The organism is Candidatus Sericytochromatia bacterium, from assembly GCA_035285325.1.
Lineage (GTDB): Bacteria > Cyanobacteriota > Sericytochromatia > S15B-MN24 > JAQBPE01 > JAYKJB01.
This window is the reverse complement of sequence record JAYKJB010000088.1, coordinates 1-15,740: the sequence shown is the minus strand read 5'-3', so window position 1 is coordinate 15,740 and position 15,740 is coordinate 1. Positions and strand designations below refer to the sequence as shown.

Below are 15,740 nucleotides of genomic sequence, written 5' to 3'. Positions count from 1 at the left end.
ATCGCCAGGGCCCGTCACTACAAGGCCACCGGCAAGCCCGAGGTCATCCCTTGCGGCTACAGCCCGGCCGTGTTTCACCCTGGCGACCGCCAGGCGGCCCGCGCACGGTGGGGGCTGCCCCCAACCGCGCCACTGCTGGCCTACGTGGGGCGCTTCGACCCCGGCAAGGGCCTGGAAACTTTGATGGAAGCCTTCAGCCAGCTGGCGCTGGAGTCGGATGCCCACCTGCTGCTGGCAGGTGGCTTCGTCCCCGGTGGGGCCGACGAGCAGGAGCACAACCGCCTTCGAGCTTTGATCGCAGAGCAGCCCTGGGCGTCGCGGGTGCACTGGCTCGGCCGCCTCGACGCCCCGGATGTGGCAGACGTCTACCGGGCCGCGTCGGTGGTGGTGGTGCCCAGCCGATACGAGAGCTTCGGGATGGTGGCACTCGAGGCCATGGCCTGCGGCACCCCCGTGGTGGCCAGCGACGTGGGGGGGTTGAGGCAGACCGTGGTGCATCGCGAAACGGGGCTCCTGTTTCGAGTCGGTGACGCCACGGCCCTGGCCCATTGCTGCAGGCTGCTGCTGAACGAGCCGGTGTTCTGGCAGCGGGTGTCCCTGTTTGCAGAGCAGACTGCGCGGCGTTGCTACACGTGGCCCCAGGTGGCAGACCGGATGTCGGCCCTGTACGCCCGCGTCGCCGGGGTGTCTCGATGAGACCGAACCGCCCGGCCCAGTGGCTGGTCGCGTTCGACCTGGATGGCACCCTGGTGGGTGAGGCGTGGGCACCGGGGCTTCAGCGCGTTCTGGAGTCGCGGTCACCCGACACAGCCTTGGCCTACGTGACGGGCCGGACCTACCCCTCGGCTGCCGAGCTGGTGAAAACAGAGGGGCTGCCCTGGCCGGACGCGTGGGCCACCGGCCTGGGAGCCGAGGTCCGCTGGGGGCCATCGGCCTGGGTGGATCGCGCCTGGCGACGCCGGGTCGGGCGCCACTTCTCGACCGGCCGGGTGAAGCGGCTCCTGGCTAGGAGCCCTGGGCTCACGCTGCAGCCGCCAGAGGCGCTCCACCGGTTCAAGGTCAGCTGCTGGGTCTCGCAAGACGACCCCGAGCCCCTGGTGGCAAGCCTGTCCGAAAGGCTGCGCCACAGCCAGATCAGGGCCCGGCTGGTCCTGAGTTCGCGCCGGGACCTCGACGTGATTCCCGCAGCCTCCGGCAAGGGCCAGGCCCTGCGGTGGATCGCCTCGCAGCTGGGTATCCCGGCCGCCGCCACCTTCGCCTGCGGTGACTCCTGCAACGACCTGGACATGCTGCTGGCTGCGGGCATGGCGGCCGTGGTCGGTAACGCCGAGCCTGCGCTCTCGGCGCAGTTGCCACCGGAGGTCTATCGCGCCAGTGCTCCCTGTGCCGAAGGCGCGCTAGAGAGCCTGGCGCACTGGCTCGGTCCGAGACTCGGGCTGGTACCACCAGTCCCCAACACTGGGATGTAAGCGCGGTGCCCGCTGGCTTGCACGTTCTGGCGCCGCTCTCAAGCGAAGCAGAGGCACCTCGACGCGCGCAGCCAGGCGGGGGGCGTGCGGGTCAACCTGCAAGACCTGCATGCTAGGATGGCATGCATGATCAGCTTCCGACTTGATGCCAGGCCCTCCACGATGACCCTCTGCCGCTCGGCAGGGGCCTCCCTCGGGACGCTTGCCTTGCTGGGCGTCGCCCCGGCCCACGCAGCCACCGGAGGTGCCCAGCCCTCCCCCGATCTCACAGGCCACGGTGTCGGCCTCGCGGCCCTCGCTGTCTTCGCCGTGGCCTACGCCCTCGTGATGGCCGAAGACGTCCTGCACCTGCGGAAGTCCAAGCCGATGCTGCTGGCCGCCGGCCTCATCTGGGCCCTCGTGGCGGTGGGGCTGGCCCAAGCCGGCGCCCCTCACGCAGCCGAGGCGGCGGTGCGCCACAACCTGCTGGAGTTCGGCGAGCTCTTCCTGTTCCTCCTCGCTGCGATGACCTACGTCAACACCATCGAGGAGCGCGGGGTCTTCGACGCCCTGCGCGTCCGGTTGGTCCGCGCCGGGCTGTCCTACCGGGCCCTGTTCTGGGTGACGGGGGCCTTCGCCTTCTGCCTCTCGCCGATTGCCGACAACCTCACGACGGCCCTCGTCGCCGGCGCCGTGGTGGTGACGGTCGGCGCGGGGCAGCCCGCCTTCGTCTCCCTCGCGTGCATCAACATCGTGGTGGCCGCCAACGCGGGCGGGGCCTTCTCCCCCTTCGGCGACATCACCACGCTGATGGTGTGGCAAAAGGGTGTGGTGCAGTTCGGGGAGTTCTTCGCGCTCGTCGTGCCGGCGCTGGTGAACTGGCTCGTGCCGGCGGGCCTGATGGCGATGACCATCGGGCGCGGCGCCCCCGAGCCGCGGGAGGAGGCCGCCACCGTCCTGCCGGGCGCCTGGGTCATCGTGGGGCTGTTCATCGCCACGGTCGCGCTGGCCGTGGTGTTCCACGCCTGGCTGCACCTGCCGCCGGTGGTCGGGATGATGATGGGCCTGGGGCTGCTGAAGCTCTACGCCTACGTGCTGCAGCGCCGGACGCCGCACGCCGCCCCCGTGCTCGACGAACCGGACGACGTGTTCGCGGCGCCGCCGCTGGAGCCCTCGCCCCAGCCCGGGCCCTTCGACCCGTTCAAGCAGATGGAGCGCGCCGAGTGGGACACGCTGATGTTCTTTTACGGCGTGATCATGGCCGTGGGGGGGCTCGGCACGCTGGGCTACCTCGCGCTGGTGTCCAGCAGCCTGTACGGTGGGCTGGGCGCGACGTGGGCCAACGTGCTGGTCGGCGGGCTGTCGGCAGTCATCGACAACATCCCCGTGATGTTCGCGGTGCTCTCGATGAACCCCGAGATGTCCATGGGGCAGTGGCTGCTCGTGACCCTCACGGCCGGCGTCGGGGGCTCGCTGCTGTCCATCGGCAGCGCGGCGGGCGTGGCGCTGATGGGGCAGGCCCGGGGGCACTACACCTTCCTGTCTCACCTGAAGTGGGCCTGGGCGATCGCGCTGGGGTACGCCGCCGGCATCGGCGTTCACCTGCTGCTCAACCGGCACCTGTTCTAGGACGTCATTTTTCGTCGTTCATGTCGGCGGCACGCTCCGACCAGCGAGAGTTGAACGTGGCCCACATCGAAGGCCTCGCGAAGAGGTTTCAGGTCTCACCAGCGGTTTTCTTCGAGGCGGTCTGAAGCCCCAACGGGTCTCGAACTGGCGAGCGAGGCGCTGGCAGCGCCAGAAATCCGGCACCTGCGATCTTTGGCCTGATCTCCGGGCCGGCGCGCAAAGGGCGTCGTGGTGGGGGCTCCACCGCAGGGGCCGGCCGGACGAAGCCGCCGGGGTGATGGACCTTTGAAGTACCTGCTCGACACCTGCGTGGTCTCGGAGCTGGTCAAGCCGCAGCCGAACGCCGGCCTCCTGGCCTGGCTGGCCAGGCAACCGGAGGAGCACCTGTTCCTCAGCGTGGTCACACTCGGGGAGATCCAGGGCGGCATCAGCAAGCTCCCAGACTCATCGCGCAAGGCGATGCTGACCAGTTGGGTCACCAACGACCTCCTGAAGCGCTTTTCCGGTCGAATTCTGGCGGTGGATACGGAGGTTGCCCTGACGTGGGGCATCAAGCGAGGGGAATCCCCCGCCCGTGGCGGCCTGCTGCCCTTGGCAGACGCCCAGATCGCCGCCACCGCCATCGTGGGTGGGATGACCGTCGTGACACGCAACGTCGCCGACCTCGGGCGCTGCGGCGCAATGACCCTCAACCCTTGGAGTTGACGGCCGGGTTCCGGTGACTTCGTGGGGCCTGCGGGCGCGGGGAGCCACCGGATGGGCCGCCAGATTGGTCGCAACCGCCCAGCCCCAACCGCTCAGCCCCGGCGGCGGCGGCCCGCAACCCCGTGCTCCACCGTCGGTTGGCCCTGCTCGACGCCATCCGCGCCGGCCGGGCGCGCGAACGGGCGCTGGCCGCGGGGATGCTGGAAGCGGAGTTCGGGGCGTGACGGGCCTGGACCTGCTGCGAGCCATCGCGGGGGGGCTGGGGGCCTTCACCGAGCGCATGGTGTTCACCGGCGGGCTGGTGCTGCCGCTCTACCTGACCCGAAAGCCGAGCCTGCGCCTCCCGCCGACGCGGGACGCGGATGTGGTCGTGGCCTGCAGCGCCCATCGGGCCTGGGTGGCGCTGCAAGCGGAGCTGGGAACCGTCGGCGTGAGTCCGCTCGCCGGGGCCCCTGAGGCCCCCATCTGTCGGATGCGCACGCAGGCCGGCCAGCGTCGCGGGTTTAGATCTGCGTGGGGGTGACTTTCAAGGGAACCCTTGCAGCCCCTTGATGCTCACCTGGGCATCCACGAGGCCGGCCACCAGGCCCACGCGCATGAGCCGCAACTCGTGGCGGACACGCACGGCATCGAGCCACTCGAGCAAGGTGGTGCGTCCGAGCTGGTAGGCCGCCTCCGCATAGCGTTCCAACTCCCCGAGGCGGCGACCGGTGGTGCTGTCGAACTCGTCAAGGGCCCGGCGGCGCTGCTGGGCCACCCGCGTGTGACGCTCGAGGCCAGCCTTCACCTCCGCCTCCGAGAGGGTCCGGCGCAGGGCGGCTGCGCGCGCCTCCGCCTCGGCCTCAGCGACGGCACCGCGCCGGGTGTCCAGGAAAGGCAGCTCAACCGACACGTTGCCTTGATGGGCAGCGCCAAAGGGCTCCGCCGTCCACGACCGCCCCAGGCTGAAAGACAACCCGGGCCACCGTGCCCAGCGCGTGACTTCGATGGCGGCCTCGGCAGCAACCTCCTCTTGACGAGCGGCGGCGACCACCGGCGCCCTCGCAACGTCCTCCGGGGTGGGCGTCGCGAGATCCAGTGGTTCAAGCGGGCCTCGCGCGCGGGGGCGCCAGCCGGGCAGCCCCAGCAGCGTGGCGAGCGAACCTTGACGGTCAGCGACCTCCGCTTCGGCCTCCGCCAGCCGCGTGCGCCAGCCAGAGAGCTCCATCTCCGCGCGCAACACCTCATAGCGGCTTGCCGCCCCGCTCGCATGGCGACCGGAGACCACTGCCCGGAGACGCTCGACCTCCACGATGGCCTTCGCCACCACGGCTCGGCGTTCTTGGGCTGCCAGCAACGCGACGTATGCCCTGGCGGCTTCCGCGGCGTGCTCGCTGCCCATCGCGACCACGCGCGCACGGGCGGCCACGAGGTCGCGGTCGGCAGCCGCCACCCGAGCCCCTCGCAGGCCAGGCAACAGAACGGGCACGTCGAGCCCGACGTCCTCCTGCCGCGAGCCCGTGAAGATCGTGTCTCTGCCCCCCGCAGGGGCCCACCCCCCATACCCGAGGGTCGGGTTGGGGTAGGCCTCGGCCGCCAGGCGCCTGGCCTCAGCCGCAGCCACCCGCTCGCGCTCCGGAGCGAGGCGCGGCGAGGCCTCCCGGGCGAGATGCACGATGCCAGGCAGGTCGACCGCCTCAGGTGGCAACGGGCGTGCCCCGGCGGGCGTCGCGGCTAGCAGCAACACCACGGGCAGGCCCAGCAGAACCGTGAAAGGCGTCATGCGTCTGCCTCCTCGGGGGTACGCAGCTGAGCTGGCGTGATGAGGCTGTAGACCACTGGCAGCAGGAACAGGGCCACAAGCAGCGTCGTGACCATGCCCCCCACGACCACCAGCGCGAACGGGCGCTGCGTCTCGCTGCCCACGCCGGTCGAGAGCGCCATCGGCAACAACCCCAGCATCGCCAGCAGGGCTGCCATGAGCACGGCGCGCAGCCGCTCTACCGCGCCACCGACGAGCGCGGGCACCAGCGCGAGCCCGGCTCGCCGCAGCCGCTCGACGGCAGACAGCACGAGCAAGCCCATCAGAGAGACCTGTCCCAGGAGGGCGATGAACCCTATCGCCGCGCTCACGGAGAGGGGCACGCCCGCCACCAGCAGCGCGAAGGCGCCACCAGCCAGCGCGAAGGGGACGGTGGCGATGATGGCGAGCGCGCTGCGGCCCGTGCCCAGCGCCGCATACAGCAAGCCGAGCACCAGCAACACAGCCACCGGGACCACAAGCTGCAGGCGCGCCAGGGCACGGGCCTGGTTCTCGAACTCGCCGCCCCAGACGAAGTAGTGCCCCGCAGGCGGCTTGACCGACCTCGCGACGGCGGCGACGGCATCGTTGACCACCGAACCCATGTCGCGGCCCTCGACGTTGAACTTGAGCGCCATGTAGCGGCTGCCTGCCTCCCGGTTGATCGAGGCTGCGCCGTCGGCCACCTCGATGTGGGCGAGCCGCCGCAGCGGGATCCGCGCGCCCGAGGGGGTGCTCAGGGCGAGGTCGGCGACCTTCTCCATGTCATCGCGGTCAGCGCGGGGCATCATCAACCGGACCGGCACGGGCCGCTCCGCCTCCCAGAAATCCGTCACGACCCGGCCGGCGAGGGCCGTCTCGATCGTGGCCTGGGCTTCCTCCACGGCGATGCCCGCCCGGGCCAGCGCGTCGCGATCCAGTCGGATACGAAGCTGCGGCGTGACGACGACCCGGTAGAGGTCGAGGTCGGTCACCCCCGGCACACCCCGGAGCACTCCCTTGGCCTGGTCAAGGGCCTTGCGCATGGCATCGAGGTCCGTGCCGAAGACCTTGAGCACGACCTTCCCACGCACACCGCTGACGGCCTCCTCCACGTTGTCCTTGATGGGCTGGGAGAAGTTGAAGCGCACGCCGGGGATCTCGCTCACCGCGGTGCGCAGCTCGCGCACCAGCCGGTCCTTGTCCCAGCCCGGTCGCCAATGCTCCCGGGGCTTGAGCCGCACGAAGGTCTCCGCCATGTTCACGTCCTCGTTGTCCGTGCCGTCCTCCGGCCGACCGTGCTCGCTCAGGATCTCTCGCACCTCAGGGAAGGCCAGCATGCGCTTGCGCACCTCGACGAGCAGCTCTTGCCCCTTTGCCAGGGCGATGCCGGGCGGCATCTCGACAAAGACGACGATGTCTCCCTCATCCAGCTCCGGTAAGAATTCGGTGCCCAGCTGGGTCGCCGCCAGGCCGCCCAGCAGGAAGACCCCGGTGGCAACGGTCAGCGCCGCCGCCCGGTGCCGCAGAGCTGCCCCGAGCCCCCGGCCGTAGGCGACCCGAAGCCGGTCGAGCCACGTCGCGTGCCCCTGCTGCGCATCCGCAGGCTTGAGCAGCATCCCGCAAAGAGCCGGGACCAGCGAGAGCGCGAAGAGCAAGGCGCCAACGAGGGCAAAGGCGTACGTGAGGGCGAGGGGCCGGAAGATTCGCCCCTCCACAGACTCCAGCGTGAAGACTGGCAGCAGGGCGGCGATGATGATCAGCATGGCGTAGAAGGTGGGGCGCCCGACGTCGACCGCCGACCGGATCACGATGCGCAGCAGGGCCTTTTGGTCCGTGGGGCGCTCCTGCTGGACCGCGTGAAGCACCGTCTCGACCAGCACCACGGCGCCATCCACGAGGATGCCGAAGTCGATCGCCCCCATCGAGATGAGGTTGGCCGGGAGCCCGAGGGCATGCAGCCCGATGAAGGCCACCAGCAGCGAGAGCGGGATCACGACGGCGACCACGGCGGAACCCTTCAGGCTCCGGAGGAAGAGCCACACCACGCCCACGACGAGCAGGAAGCCGTGCAGCAGGTTCTCGTGGACGGTGGCGAGAGTAAGGCCGACCAAGGCGCTGCGGTCGTAGAAGGGCACGATCTGCATTCCCTCTGGCAGGATGCCTTGGTTGAGGCGTTCCACCTGCCGATGAATGCCGTCCAGCACGCGGGAGGGGTTCTCACCACGGCGCATGAGGACGAAGCCCTCCGCCACCTCCTTCCGCTCGTTCCAGCCCACCGAGCCACGGCGGGGGGTGGGGGCAAGCCGGAAGTCGGCCAGGTCCCCCAGGGTCAGGGCGGTGCCGCCCCGGCTCCGCAGCGCGACCCGCTTCAGATCCTCGACCGACTCGACGTAACCGATCCCGCGGATCGTAAGTTCCTGATCACCGTGACGCAGGAAGCCGCCACCAACGTTGAGGTTGGCTTTGCCGAGCGCCTCTGCAAAATCGGCGAGCGAGACGCCCGCCGCGAACAGCCGACGCGGGTCAGCCTCGACGTGGACCTCCTTGAGGTAGCCGCCGAAGGCCACCACGTCCGCCACGCCCTGCACCTGCCGCAGCACCCGCGTCACGTTCCATTGGAGCTCGGACCGGAGCTGGTAGAGGTCGTGCCGATCGCTGGTCAGGCGGAACTGGTAGATCTCGCCCAGCGGCGTGGCCTCCGGGGCAAGGTCCGGCGTGACGCCATCCGGCAGGTCCGCCTGGGCCAAGCGCTGAGACACCTGGGCCCGGGCCCTGAACGGTTCGGCCGCGTCATCGAAGGTGAGCGAGATCAGCGACAGGCCGAACAGGCTCTCGCTGCGCATCAGCGTCATCCCCGGCGTACCATTGAGCGAACGCTCCAGGGGGACGGTGAGCTGGCGCTCGATCTCTTCGGCCGCATAGCCCGGCATCTGGGTGATGACGACGACCTGTGCGTTGGTGACGTCCGGGAAGGCCTCGATCGGGGTCTCCAGGTAGGCGCGCACGCCGAAGAGCGCAATCACTGCCGTGACGAACAGCGCCGCCAGGCGGCGGTGGACACAGAACTCGATGAAGCGATCCAGCACGGCGGGCCTCAGAGCTGCTGCTCGGCTTCCCCGTCCAGCAGGAGGGCGCCTCGCACGACCACCCGCTCGCCCGGGGAGAGGCCCTCACGGATCACCACGCGACCGCCCCGAGACGCCCCGGTCTGGACCTCGCGGGCCAGGAAGCGCCCCTGGGGGCCCTCCACGTAAACGACGCGGCGGTCGCCTTCCTTGATCAGCACGGCCGTCGCAGGGAGGGTGAGCACCCGTGCCGTGGCCGGGGCGCTCACCCGCACCTCCGCCTGCATGCCGGCCCGCAACCCGCGTGTGCCGCCACGCAGCGACAGGTAGACGGGGATGCGCCGGGTCTCCGCATCCACGCGAGGCCCCAGCCCGTCGATGGTTGCCTGGAGCCGCTTGGCCGACGCCGGCACCTCGACCTCGGCCTGCTGGCCGACCGCCAGGCCGCCGGCTTGCCCCTCAGGCACGTCCGCCACGACCCACAACCGACCGGGATCGCCCACCTCGACGAGGGGCCCACCGCCTGCCTCGACGACCGCCCCGGGCCGGGCGTCGACGTCGACTACCGCGCCCGGCGTGGGCGCACGCAACTCGACCCTGTCGCCGGTGCCAGGGCCGAGCAGTGCCACGGACTGCCGCGCCCGCGCAAGCTCGGCCCGCGCCTGCTGCGCTCGGGCTTCCGCCTCCGTGCGTTCCACCTCCAAGCCCACGCCCCGGGTCACCATCTCGGCCTGCCTGCGGCTCGCGGCCTCCGCAGCCGTGGTGGCCGCCTGCGCCTGGGCCAGCGCGGCCCGGCACGCGGCGGCCTCGGCGCTTTGCAGCGTGACCAGGGGCTGGCCCGCTCTGACCGCCTCACCGGGCCGGACCAGCACCGCGGTGATCCGCCCGGCCACCGGCGTCCCCACGCCGGAAACGGCCTGCGACTGGAACGCGAGGCGCCCCGGCAAGGGCGCCCCCTGAGCCGGGTGCAACGCATCGACGGCCTCGACGACCAGGAAGCGGCGGGCCGGCTCGGAAAGGGCCATGCCAGACGAAAGTTGGGCCGAGGGCAGGGAGTCGGCGCGGGCGGGCGCTTGCCTGCACGAGGTCAGGGCCAACGCCGCGACCAACGTGCCGACGAGCCCGAGGGCCATGGCGGCTTGGGGGTGAAGCGATCGGTGTGGCATGGCCTCAACCTACCAGAGGGGCCGCCAGGGCTCGCCGAGTTAAGCTAATCGTTATGTTGACACCCGGCCTGGCGCCAAGGCCGGCACCCACAGGCGGAAGGTCGAGCCGCCGGCCTCGTTCGCCGCCACCTCGATGCCACCCCCGTGAAGCTCGAGGAGCTGGCGGGTGATGGCGAGCCCGAGGCCGGTCCCGCCTTGCGCATGCTCGCCCTGCACGAAGGGCTGGAACAGGCGAGGCTGGAGCGCTGGCGGGATCCCTGGCCCCTCGTCCGCCACCTCGATCACGACACACGGCTGCGCCGCCTCCTCGGCGGCAGCGGCCCACACCCTGACGGTCCTGCCGGCCGGCGAGAACTTCGCCGCGTTCTCCAGCACGTTGCGGAGCGCTTGCCGGAGCCGCACGGGATCCGCCTCGATCAGGGGCAGCGGCTCGATGATCGCGAGCTCGAGCCGGAGCTCCTGCTCCTCGAACAGGGGAGCCACCGAGCCCAGCACGCCCTTCACCAGGGCCCCGGCGTCCACCTCCGGCTCCGGCGTGATGCCGAACGAGCCGGCGTCCATCCGCGCGGCGTCGAGGAGGTCCTCGACCAGGCGCGCCAGATCGTCAGCCTCGCTCACGATGTTCGCCAGCAGCCGTTCGGCGGCTTCCCTCTCCAGGCGACCTCCCAGGCCAGCGAGCGTGAGAGCCCCGCCCTTGATCACGGCCACCGGGGTGCGCAGCTCGTGGCTGACCGCTGCGTAGAACGAGGCCTTGGACTGTGCCATCTCCTGCAGCTCTGCCACCAGGCGGGTCAGGGTGCGGTTGGCCTCGGCCAAGTTGGCCGTCTGCCGAGCCACCTCGCGGTCCAGCGCGGCGTTCGTGCTCGCGAGGTCCCCATTGAGGGCCACCTCCCGGGCCAGGGAGGCCTCCAGCTGCCGGGCGACCACCTCTCGGGCCTCCGCCGCCTCGCGCAAGATGGCCGCCGTCCGCTCCAACTCGTGGCCGACGGCGAGGAACTCACGGGGCACCAGCCGGCCCAGGCGGCTGGCCACGATGGGGCCCCGGAACGGCATGCCGCCGACCTCTTGGGCGAGGATCGCGAGCGGCCGGGCGATCGCCCCCGCCAGCAGCACGGCCCAGATGAGCGCCGTGACGACGGCCACGCCGAGCCCGATCAGCAGCACCCGCTCCTCCCGGGCCGCCACCTCCGCGAGGATCGCCTGCGCGCCGCTCATCCCTTGCTCGTTAATCGTGCCGAAGCGTTCACACGCCGCAGCAAGGCGCTCGCGCGCCCGATCGACCTTCCGGCGGGCCGCGGGCGGCTCCCCCCGGGTTTCGCGTTCCAGCGTCAGGTAGCGCTGGAAGGCCCCCTCGACCACGTCGAGCTGTTGCCGCTCACCGGGGAAAAAGGTCGCTGCCTGCTGCTGGTGGGTGAGGACGTCGCGGAACCGTGCGACCGCCGCTGAGTACTGGCGCTCATCGTCGCTGTCGGACAGCGTCGATGACGTGGGAAATCCGAGCACGAGGTCCTTCAGCCGGGTCGCGGCGACCACACTGGGGACGGCGTTTTCCATGATCTCGTGCGTCTGGCCATGGACCCGCTCGGCCTCGTGACGCAGCACCACGCCAGTCACCACGAGGACCGCCAGGATGGTGGCGAAGGCGAAGGCCACCAGGGCATAAGCCGTGGGTGCGAAAAGGGCGCGTGGCATGTCAGTCGGGCACCAGCTGGTAGCCACGCCCGCGCACGGTCCGGACAAACCGGGGCGCCCCGGGGTCGGGCTCGAGGCTCTGGCGCAGGCGGTTCACATGGACCCGAAGCGCCGCGAGGCTGCTGTCATCTTCGTGGCCCCAGACGCGTAGCTGCAACACCCCATTCGGCACGACCTCCCCCTCGGCGTCGGCCAGGCAACTGAGAAGGAGAAACTCGATCCGGGTGAGCGTCCGACGCTCCCCGTCGACCTCCACCTCGTAGGTCGCCGGCAACAAACGCAGCCGCCCGCAGACGCGCTCGTGCTCCACCAACGCCGGCCGCCGCAGGCGCCTGAGCAGGGCCTCGCACCGCCAAAGCAGTTCCTGCGGCGCGAAGGGCTTGACAAGGTAGTCGTCGCCACCGGCATCGAAGCCCAGGCCCTTGTCTGTCAGCTGGTCCCGAGCCGTCAGGAACAGGATGGAGCTGTCCGGGTACCCAGGCTCCTCGCGCAGGGTGCGGCAGACGGTGAGGCCGTCCATCTGGGGCATCATGACGTCGAGGATGATCAGGTCTGGCTCGTGCTCGCGGGCAGCCCGAAGCGCCTCCACACCGTTCGTGGCGGAGACCACCTGGTAGCCGGCCATGTTCAGGTTCAGTTCGATGATGAAGCGAAGCTTCTCGTCGTCATCGGCGATGAGCACTGTCTTCATGAGGCGGTGACCTGGCTCGGAGAGCGGTGGGACGACGCGACGCGCGGAGGCAGCGCGTCAGACCTCGACGCGGTCCCTTGTTACTTAACACGTGTCGGGCCTGGGCGGTAGCCTCGCTCTGGTGGTGGCGCCGGCCGGCCAGACTCGTTCCGGCCTGCACAGGGGACGTGGCAAGACGACTGGAAGGGCCTGGGCCAACTACGGGAAGGCTGCTGCCGGCTGTCCCCACTGGAATGGCGGTCGTGTGCCCCGTTCGGCAGCCAGAGGCCCCAACCGGGATCGAACCCGGAAGGCTGTCAGGTGCGATTTCCGAACCTGGCTCCGAGCCGGCGCCCACGGGGATCGCTGCGGTCGCTCGGCTCTAACCTTGCCCGACGACTTGCGTGAACGATCGCCGGGGCTGCCCACAAGGGGCCTTGACTTGATTTTCGCAAAATGCGAATATGATACCAGCGCGATGCACATCATCTCCCGCCGCAAGCTGGCCGACTTCTTCGCTGCCAACGCCGCCGCCCAGAAACCGCTCGAAGCCTGGTTCAAGATCGTCAGCCAGGCCTCGTGGAGCAACTTCGTCGAGCTCCGGCAGACCTTTCCCTCGGCAGACCTGGTGGGGCGGCTCACGGTGTTCAACCTGGGCGGGAACAAGTTCAGGCTGATCGCCAAGGTGACTTACCGCGTGGGACCCACGAATGGGACAGTCTTCCTTCGCAGCATCCTGACGCACGCGGAATACGACAAGGGAGGGTGGAAGCATGATCCTTGGCTCTGACGTCATCTACGACGCGCTCATCGCCCGCTTCGTCCCGCGGGCGCTGCACGACGAGCAAGATTATGAGCAGGCCATCGCGATCATCGAGGGCTTGCTGGCCAAACCGGAACTCCATCCCTCGGAGCAGGAATACCTGAGCCTGATCACCCAGCTGGTGGCTGCCTATGAAGCGTCGAACGATCCAGTTGCCGACGTGAGCGGGGTCGAGATGGTCCGGTTCCTCATGGACCAGCACAACCTGAAGCAGAAGGACCTCGTCGACATCTTCAAGACGCCGTCGATCCTCTCGGAGGTGCTCTCCGGCAAGCGGGAGCTGAACAAGTCCCACATCGAAGGCCTCGCAAGGAGGTTTCAGGTCTCACCAGCGGTTTTCTTCGAGACGGTCTGAAGCCCCAACGGGGCTCGAACCGGTGAGAGCCCCCAACCGCCGGGACATTCGGGCGCTCAGGGAGCGCTGGTACGAGCCATACCCCAAGCCCCCAAAGTGTTCGAAACAGTGGCCTCAACTGCATCTACAGTCGAGGCCACTTCAGAAGTACCCCCAACGTGACAGTTATCGAACTCTGGTGACCAGGTTTTTCGAGGCGCTGGCAGAGCCGGAAGTCCCGCAACTGCTGAGTTCGGGCCAGGTTACACGAGGCAAAACCAGGCTGAGATGGCGACGCCTGAGAGCCTGAGGGTTGGAGACCCACTGGACCATGGCGGGTGGTGGGCAGTGAAGATTTATTCCCTCCGAGGTATAATCCTCATGTGTCATATACGGTTCTCACGACCGACACCTTCGATCAGTGGTTCCTCGGGCTGACAGCGAAGAAGTAAACGAAGCTCCTTGCCAGCATCGGACTGCTGGAGGCCAGAGGGCCCGCGTTGCCGTTTCCTCACAGCTCAGCTGTAGCCGGGTCCCGGCACGGTCACGTGCGTGAGTTGCGGGTTCAGGTCGGCGGCCAGCCTTACCGCGTGCTCTACGCCTTCGACCCGAACCGGGCCGCCATTCTGCTGCTGGGGGGCGACAAGACGGGGGATGACCGCTGGTACAGGACCCACCTCCCGATCGCAGACGACCTGTATGACGCCCACCTGAAGAGCTTGGAGGACGACGACGATGCCAAAGGCTAAGCCGCTCGATGCGCTCAAGGCGAAGCTCGACCCTGCGGTCGTGGCAGACGCCGCGAAGGAAACCGACACGATGCTTCGGCAGATGGCCCTCGCGGAGTTGCGGGAGGCAAGAAAGCTCACGCAGATGAACCTGGCCCGGACGCTGGGCGTCGGTCAGGGCGCCGTGTCGAAGATCGAGAAGCGGACGGACATGTACCTGAGCTCGCTCGAGAGCTACATCAAGGCCATGGGCGGTCAGTTCCGCATGATCGCGAGCTTCCCGGACGGGGAGGTCGAGATCAAGCTCCTGTCCGACCTCGACAACCCGGATCAGGCCACGGCCTAGCCCACGCCCACCTACTTGCCGCCCTCGACCACCAGGCCGATGCCGGGCACGTAAGTCACGGGCTTGCCCACGGGCGGCGCCTCGGGGCCCCAATCAAAGGGTGGCAGGGGCGGGGCCAGGTCGGCATCCAGCCACGCCTTCGACTCCTCGTCCGGCCCGGGATGGCCCTTGTCACGCAGCAGGGCCACCAGGAGCCCGATGGCTTCCTCGGTTTCGGTGTCGGCGAGTTGATCGACCAGGCGATGAAGATCGTCCTTGGTGGCCATGACATGCCCTCAGATGCGCGGAACGAGAGCATTATACCCGAGCGCTTCGCCGCGACGAACCACCCGGTGGCAGGTCTTCCAAGACTCCCCCCGAACAGGGATCGAACTACGAAAATAGCCGTCCCATCAGAATCCTCGGGGAGTTCCGATGCACCGATGGGCGGTGGACCGGCTTCAATAAAAGAGCCCAAAACAAGGCCCCACCTGAATCAACAGGTGGGGCGAAGTGCCTAGTACCCCCAACGTGACAGTTATCGAACCCTGGTGGCCCGGTTCTTAGAGGCGCTGGCGGACCCGGAGGTCCGGCAACAGAGATCTCCGAACTTTTCTCCGAACGGATCTCCGAACCGGCGGTAGCGGGGATGGCGTGCGGTCGGCACATCCAAAACCTTCTCCGAAGAGCCTCCTGAGAATCACCAGGCGCTTCCAGGCTATCAGGTGGCCCCGTTGAGCCTGCGGGCACGCGGATCCACCGCGCGAGCCGCCGTGATGGCCGCAACCGCCTCCTTGTAGAGCACCTGTTTCATCCACGTCTGGTACGGCACGCCCGCCAGTTCTGCCGCCTGCCGCACGACGTCGAGCGGCGCCACCTCCCAGCGGAAGGTGACGTGGGCCTTGCGAGCAGCCAGCTCCGCGTCGGCCTCCGCGATCGCGGCCTCGGCGCGGGCCTCCGCGGCCGGGTCATCGAAGGGGAAGGGCTCGCGCGCGCTCATTTCCGCCTCGACCTGCGCAGCCGTCAGCCCGGGCTCTGGCGCAGCGCGTCGGGCGCGCGGGGTGGGGGTCGTCATGAGGGCCTCCTTACTCGCCTTCGCGGCGGTCGAAGCAGCTGATGATCAGGACGAGGGTGTTGTCCGTGTCCTTCTCGTGCCACTTCCAGTACAAGCCTTCGGTGTCCGTGAAAGACTCGAACCGCTGGCGCGCTTCGTTCCAACGCTCCTCGGTGAAGCCGAACCAGACAGCCATCGCCTGCGCCTCGGTCTTCCGGTGGCGGGCGTAGATGTGCGCCATCGTGTCGTCCAGCGGGTCCGACTTGAAGACGAAGGTGATGCCGTTCCGCTTCCGGTTCCAAAAGGGCATGCGGACCTGCCTTTCTGATCCCAGAGTAG

Annotated in this window: 16 protein-coding genes and 2 pseudogenes; 10 read left to right on the top strand and 8 right to left on the bottom strand. The window is 69.2% G+C overall.

Going from position 1 to position 15,740, the window contains the following annotated elements; translation table 11 throughout:
- The 6 genes and pseudogenes from VKP62_11650 to VKP62_11625 all read left to right on the top strand — a co-directional run.
- On the top strand, positions 1-696 hold a 696-nt coding region (locus tag VKP62_11650), incomplete at its 5' end, for a glycosyltransferase (protein ID MEB3197846.1).
- Positions 693-1,469, top strand: coding sequence for an HAD family hydrolase (locus VKP62_11645; GenBank protein ID MEB3197845.1), 777 nt, complete (start codon positions 693-695; stop codon positions 1,467-1,469). The genes VKP62_11650 and VKP62_11645, both read left to right, overlap by 4 nt.
- 126 nt (positions 1,470-1,595) lie before the next feature.
- Positions 1,596-3,077, top strand: a complete 1,482-nt coding sequence (nhaD, locus tag VKP62_11640) for a sodium:proton antiporter NhaD (protein ID MEB3197844.1) — start codon at positions 1,596-1,598, stop codon at positions 3,075-3,077.
- 285 nt (positions 3,078-3,362) lie between these two features.
- Entirely contained in the window at positions 3,363-3,782 is a 420-nt protein-coding gene (locus tag VKP62_11635; protein MEB3197843.1) for a type II toxin-antitoxin system VapC family toxin, read from the top strand.
- Between the two features lie 98 nt (positions 3,783-3,880).
- Positions 3,881-4,006: pseudogene (locus tag VKP62_11630) on the top strand (MarR family transcriptional regulator).
- Complete coding sequence (locus tag VKP62_11625; protein ID MEB3197842.1) at positions 4,003-4,305, top strand: hypothetical protein; 303 nt, start codon at positions 4,003-4,005, stop codon at positions 4,303-4,305. The pseudogene VKP62_11630 and the gene VKP62_11625 overlap by 4 nt, the downstream one beginning before the upstream one ends.
- Before the next feature lie 3 nt (positions 4,306-4,308).
- Here VKP62_11625 and VKP62_11620 read toward each other — a convergent pair whose 3' ends face one another.
- Genes VKP62_11620 through VKP62_11600 form a run of 5 tightly spaced genes read right to left on the bottom strand, consistent with a single transcriptional unit; the run spans position 4,309 to position 12,158 of the window.
- Positions 4,309-5,544, bottom strand: a complete 1,236-nt coding sequence (locus tag VKP62_11620) for a TolC family protein (protein MEB3197841.1) — start codon at positions 5,542-5,544, stop codon at positions 4,309-4,311.
- Entirely contained in the window at positions 5,541-8,630 is a 3,090-nt protein-coding gene (locus VKP62_11615) for a CusA/CzcA family heavy metal efflux RND transporter (GenBank protein ID MEB3197840.1), read from the bottom strand. The genes VKP62_11620 and VKP62_11615 overlap by 4 nt, the downstream gene beginning before the upstream one ends.
- 8 nt (positions 8,631-8,638) lie before the next feature.
- Entirely contained in the window at positions 8,639-9,775 is a 1,137-nt protein-coding gene (locus VKP62_11610) for an efflux RND transporter periplasmic adaptor subunit (protein ID MEB3197839.1), read from the bottom strand.
- 51 nt (positions 9,776-9,826) lie between these two features.
- On the bottom strand, positions 9,827-11,428 hold the full coding sequence (locus VKP62_11605) for a HAMP domain-containing sensor histidine kinase (protein MEB3197838.1): 1,602 nt from the start codon (positions 11,426-11,428) through the stop codon (positions 9,827-9,829).
- A gap of 40 nt (positions 11,429-11,468) precedes the next feature.
- Positions 11,469-12,158 carry a response regulator transcription factor gene (locus VKP62_11600; GenBank protein MEB3197837.1) on the bottom strand — a complete coding sequence of 230 codons (690 nt, stop codon included), beginning with the start codon at positions 12,156-12,158 and terminating at the stop codon, positions 11,469-11,471.
- A 457-nt stretch (positions 12,159-12,615) separates the two neighbouring features.
- On the opposite strand from VKP62_11600, the gene VKP62_11595 reads away from it, so the two are divergent.
- The 4 genes and pseudogenes from VKP62_11595 to VKP62_11580 all read left to right on the top strand — a co-directional run bounded on the left by VKP62_11595 (position 12,616) and on the right by VKP62_11580 (position 14,368).
- Positions 12,616-12,927, top strand: coding sequence for a type II toxin-antitoxin system HigB family toxin (locus tag VKP62_11595; protein ID MEB3197836.1), 312 nt, complete (start codon positions 12,616-12,618; stop codon positions 12,925-12,927).
- Positions 12,911-13,315, top strand: a complete 405-nt coding sequence (locus tag VKP62_11590) for a transcriptional regulator (GenBank protein ID MEB3197835.1) — start codon at positions 12,911-12,913, stop codon at positions 13,313-13,315. The genes VKP62_11595 and VKP62_11590 overlap by 17 nt, the downstream gene beginning before the upstream one ends.
- 446 nt (positions 13,316-13,761) lie before the next feature.
- A pseudogene (locus tag VKP62_11585) lies at positions 13,762-14,043 on the top strand (type II toxin-antitoxin system RelE/ParE family toxin).
- Positions 14,030-14,368, top strand: coding sequence for a helix-turn-helix transcriptional regulator (locus VKP62_11580; protein ID MEB3197834.1), 339 nt, complete (start codon positions 14,030-14,032; stop codon positions 14,366-14,368). The pseudogene VKP62_11585 and the gene VKP62_11580 overlap by 14 nt, the downstream one beginning before the upstream one ends.
- An 11-nt stretch (positions 14,369-14,379) precedes the next feature.
- Here the strand turns inward: VKP62_11580 and VKP62_11575 are convergent, their stop codons facing one another.
- From VKP62_11575 to VKP62_11565, 3 genes are all read right to left on the bottom strand, one after another.
- Positions 14,380-14,634 (bottom strand): hypothetical protein, encoded by a 255-nt coding sequence (locus VKP62_11575; GenBank protein ID MEB3197833.1) that lies wholly within the window; start codon positions 14,632-14,634, stop codon positions 14,380-14,382.
- 434 nt (positions 14,635-15,068) lie between these two features.
- A complete protein-coding gene (locus VKP62_11570) occupies positions 15,069-15,422 on the bottom strand; it encodes a hypothetical protein (GenBank protein MEB3197832.1) in 354 nt (117 codons plus the stop codon).
- Positions 15,423-15,432: 10 nt separating this feature from the next.
- Positions 15,433-15,711 carry a hypothetical protein gene (locus VKP62_11565; GenBank protein MEB3197831.1) on the bottom strand — a complete coding sequence of 93 codons (279 nt, stop codon included), beginning with the start codon at positions 15,709-15,711 and terminating at the stop codon, positions 15,433-15,435.
- Positions 15,712-15,740: the final 29 nt, after the last annotated feature.

What these genes read in the sequence shown, in the direction of transcription:
- VKP62_11645 (MEB3197845.1), top strand. Translation starts at nt 693, where the DNA reads ATGAGACCGAACCGCCCGGCCCAGTGGCTGGTCGCGTTCGACCTGGAT.
- nhaD (MEB3197844.1), top strand. Translation starts at nt 1,596, where the DNA reads ATGATCAGCTTCCGACTTGATGCCAGGCCCTCCACGATGACCCTCTGC.
- VKP62_11620 (MEB3197841.1), bottom strand. Translation starts at nt 5,544, where the DNA reads ATGACGCCTTTCACGGTTCTGCTGGGCCTGCCCGTGGTGTTGCTGCTA.
- VKP62_11610 (MEB3197839.1), bottom strand. Translation starts at nt 9,775, where the DNA reads ATGCCACACCGATCGCTTCACCCCCAAGCCGCCATGGCCCTCGGGCTC.
- VKP62_11600 (MEB3197837.1), bottom strand. Translation starts at nt 12,158, where the DNA reads ATGAAGACAGTGCTCATCGCCGATGACGACGAGAAGCTTCGCTTCATC.
- VKP62_11595 (MEB3197836.1), top strand. Translation starts at nt 12,616, where the DNA reads ATGCACATCATCTCCCGCCGCAAGCTGGCCGACTTCTTCGCTGCCAAC.
- VKP62_11590 (MEB3197835.1), top strand. Translation starts at nt 12,911, where the DNA reads ATGATCCTTGGCTCTGACGTCATCTACGACGCGCTCATCGCCCGCTTC.
- VKP62_11580 (MEB3197834.1), top strand. Translation starts at nt 14,030, where the DNA reads ATGCCAAAGGCTAAGCCGCTCGATGCGCTCAAGGCGAAGCTCGACCCT.
- VKP62_11575 (MEB3197833.1), bottom strand. Translation starts at nt 14,634, where the DNA reads ATGGCCACCAAGGACGATCTTCATCGCCTGGTCGATCAACTCGCCGAC.
- VKP62_11570 (MEB3197832.1), bottom strand. Translation starts at nt 15,422, where the DNA reads ATGACGACCCCCACCCCGCGCGCCCGACGCGCTGCGCCAGAGCCCGGG.
- VKP62_11565 (MEB3197831.1), bottom strand. Translation starts at nt 15,711, where the DNA reads ATGCCCTTTTGGAACCGGAAGCGGAACGGCATCACCTTCGTCTTCAAG.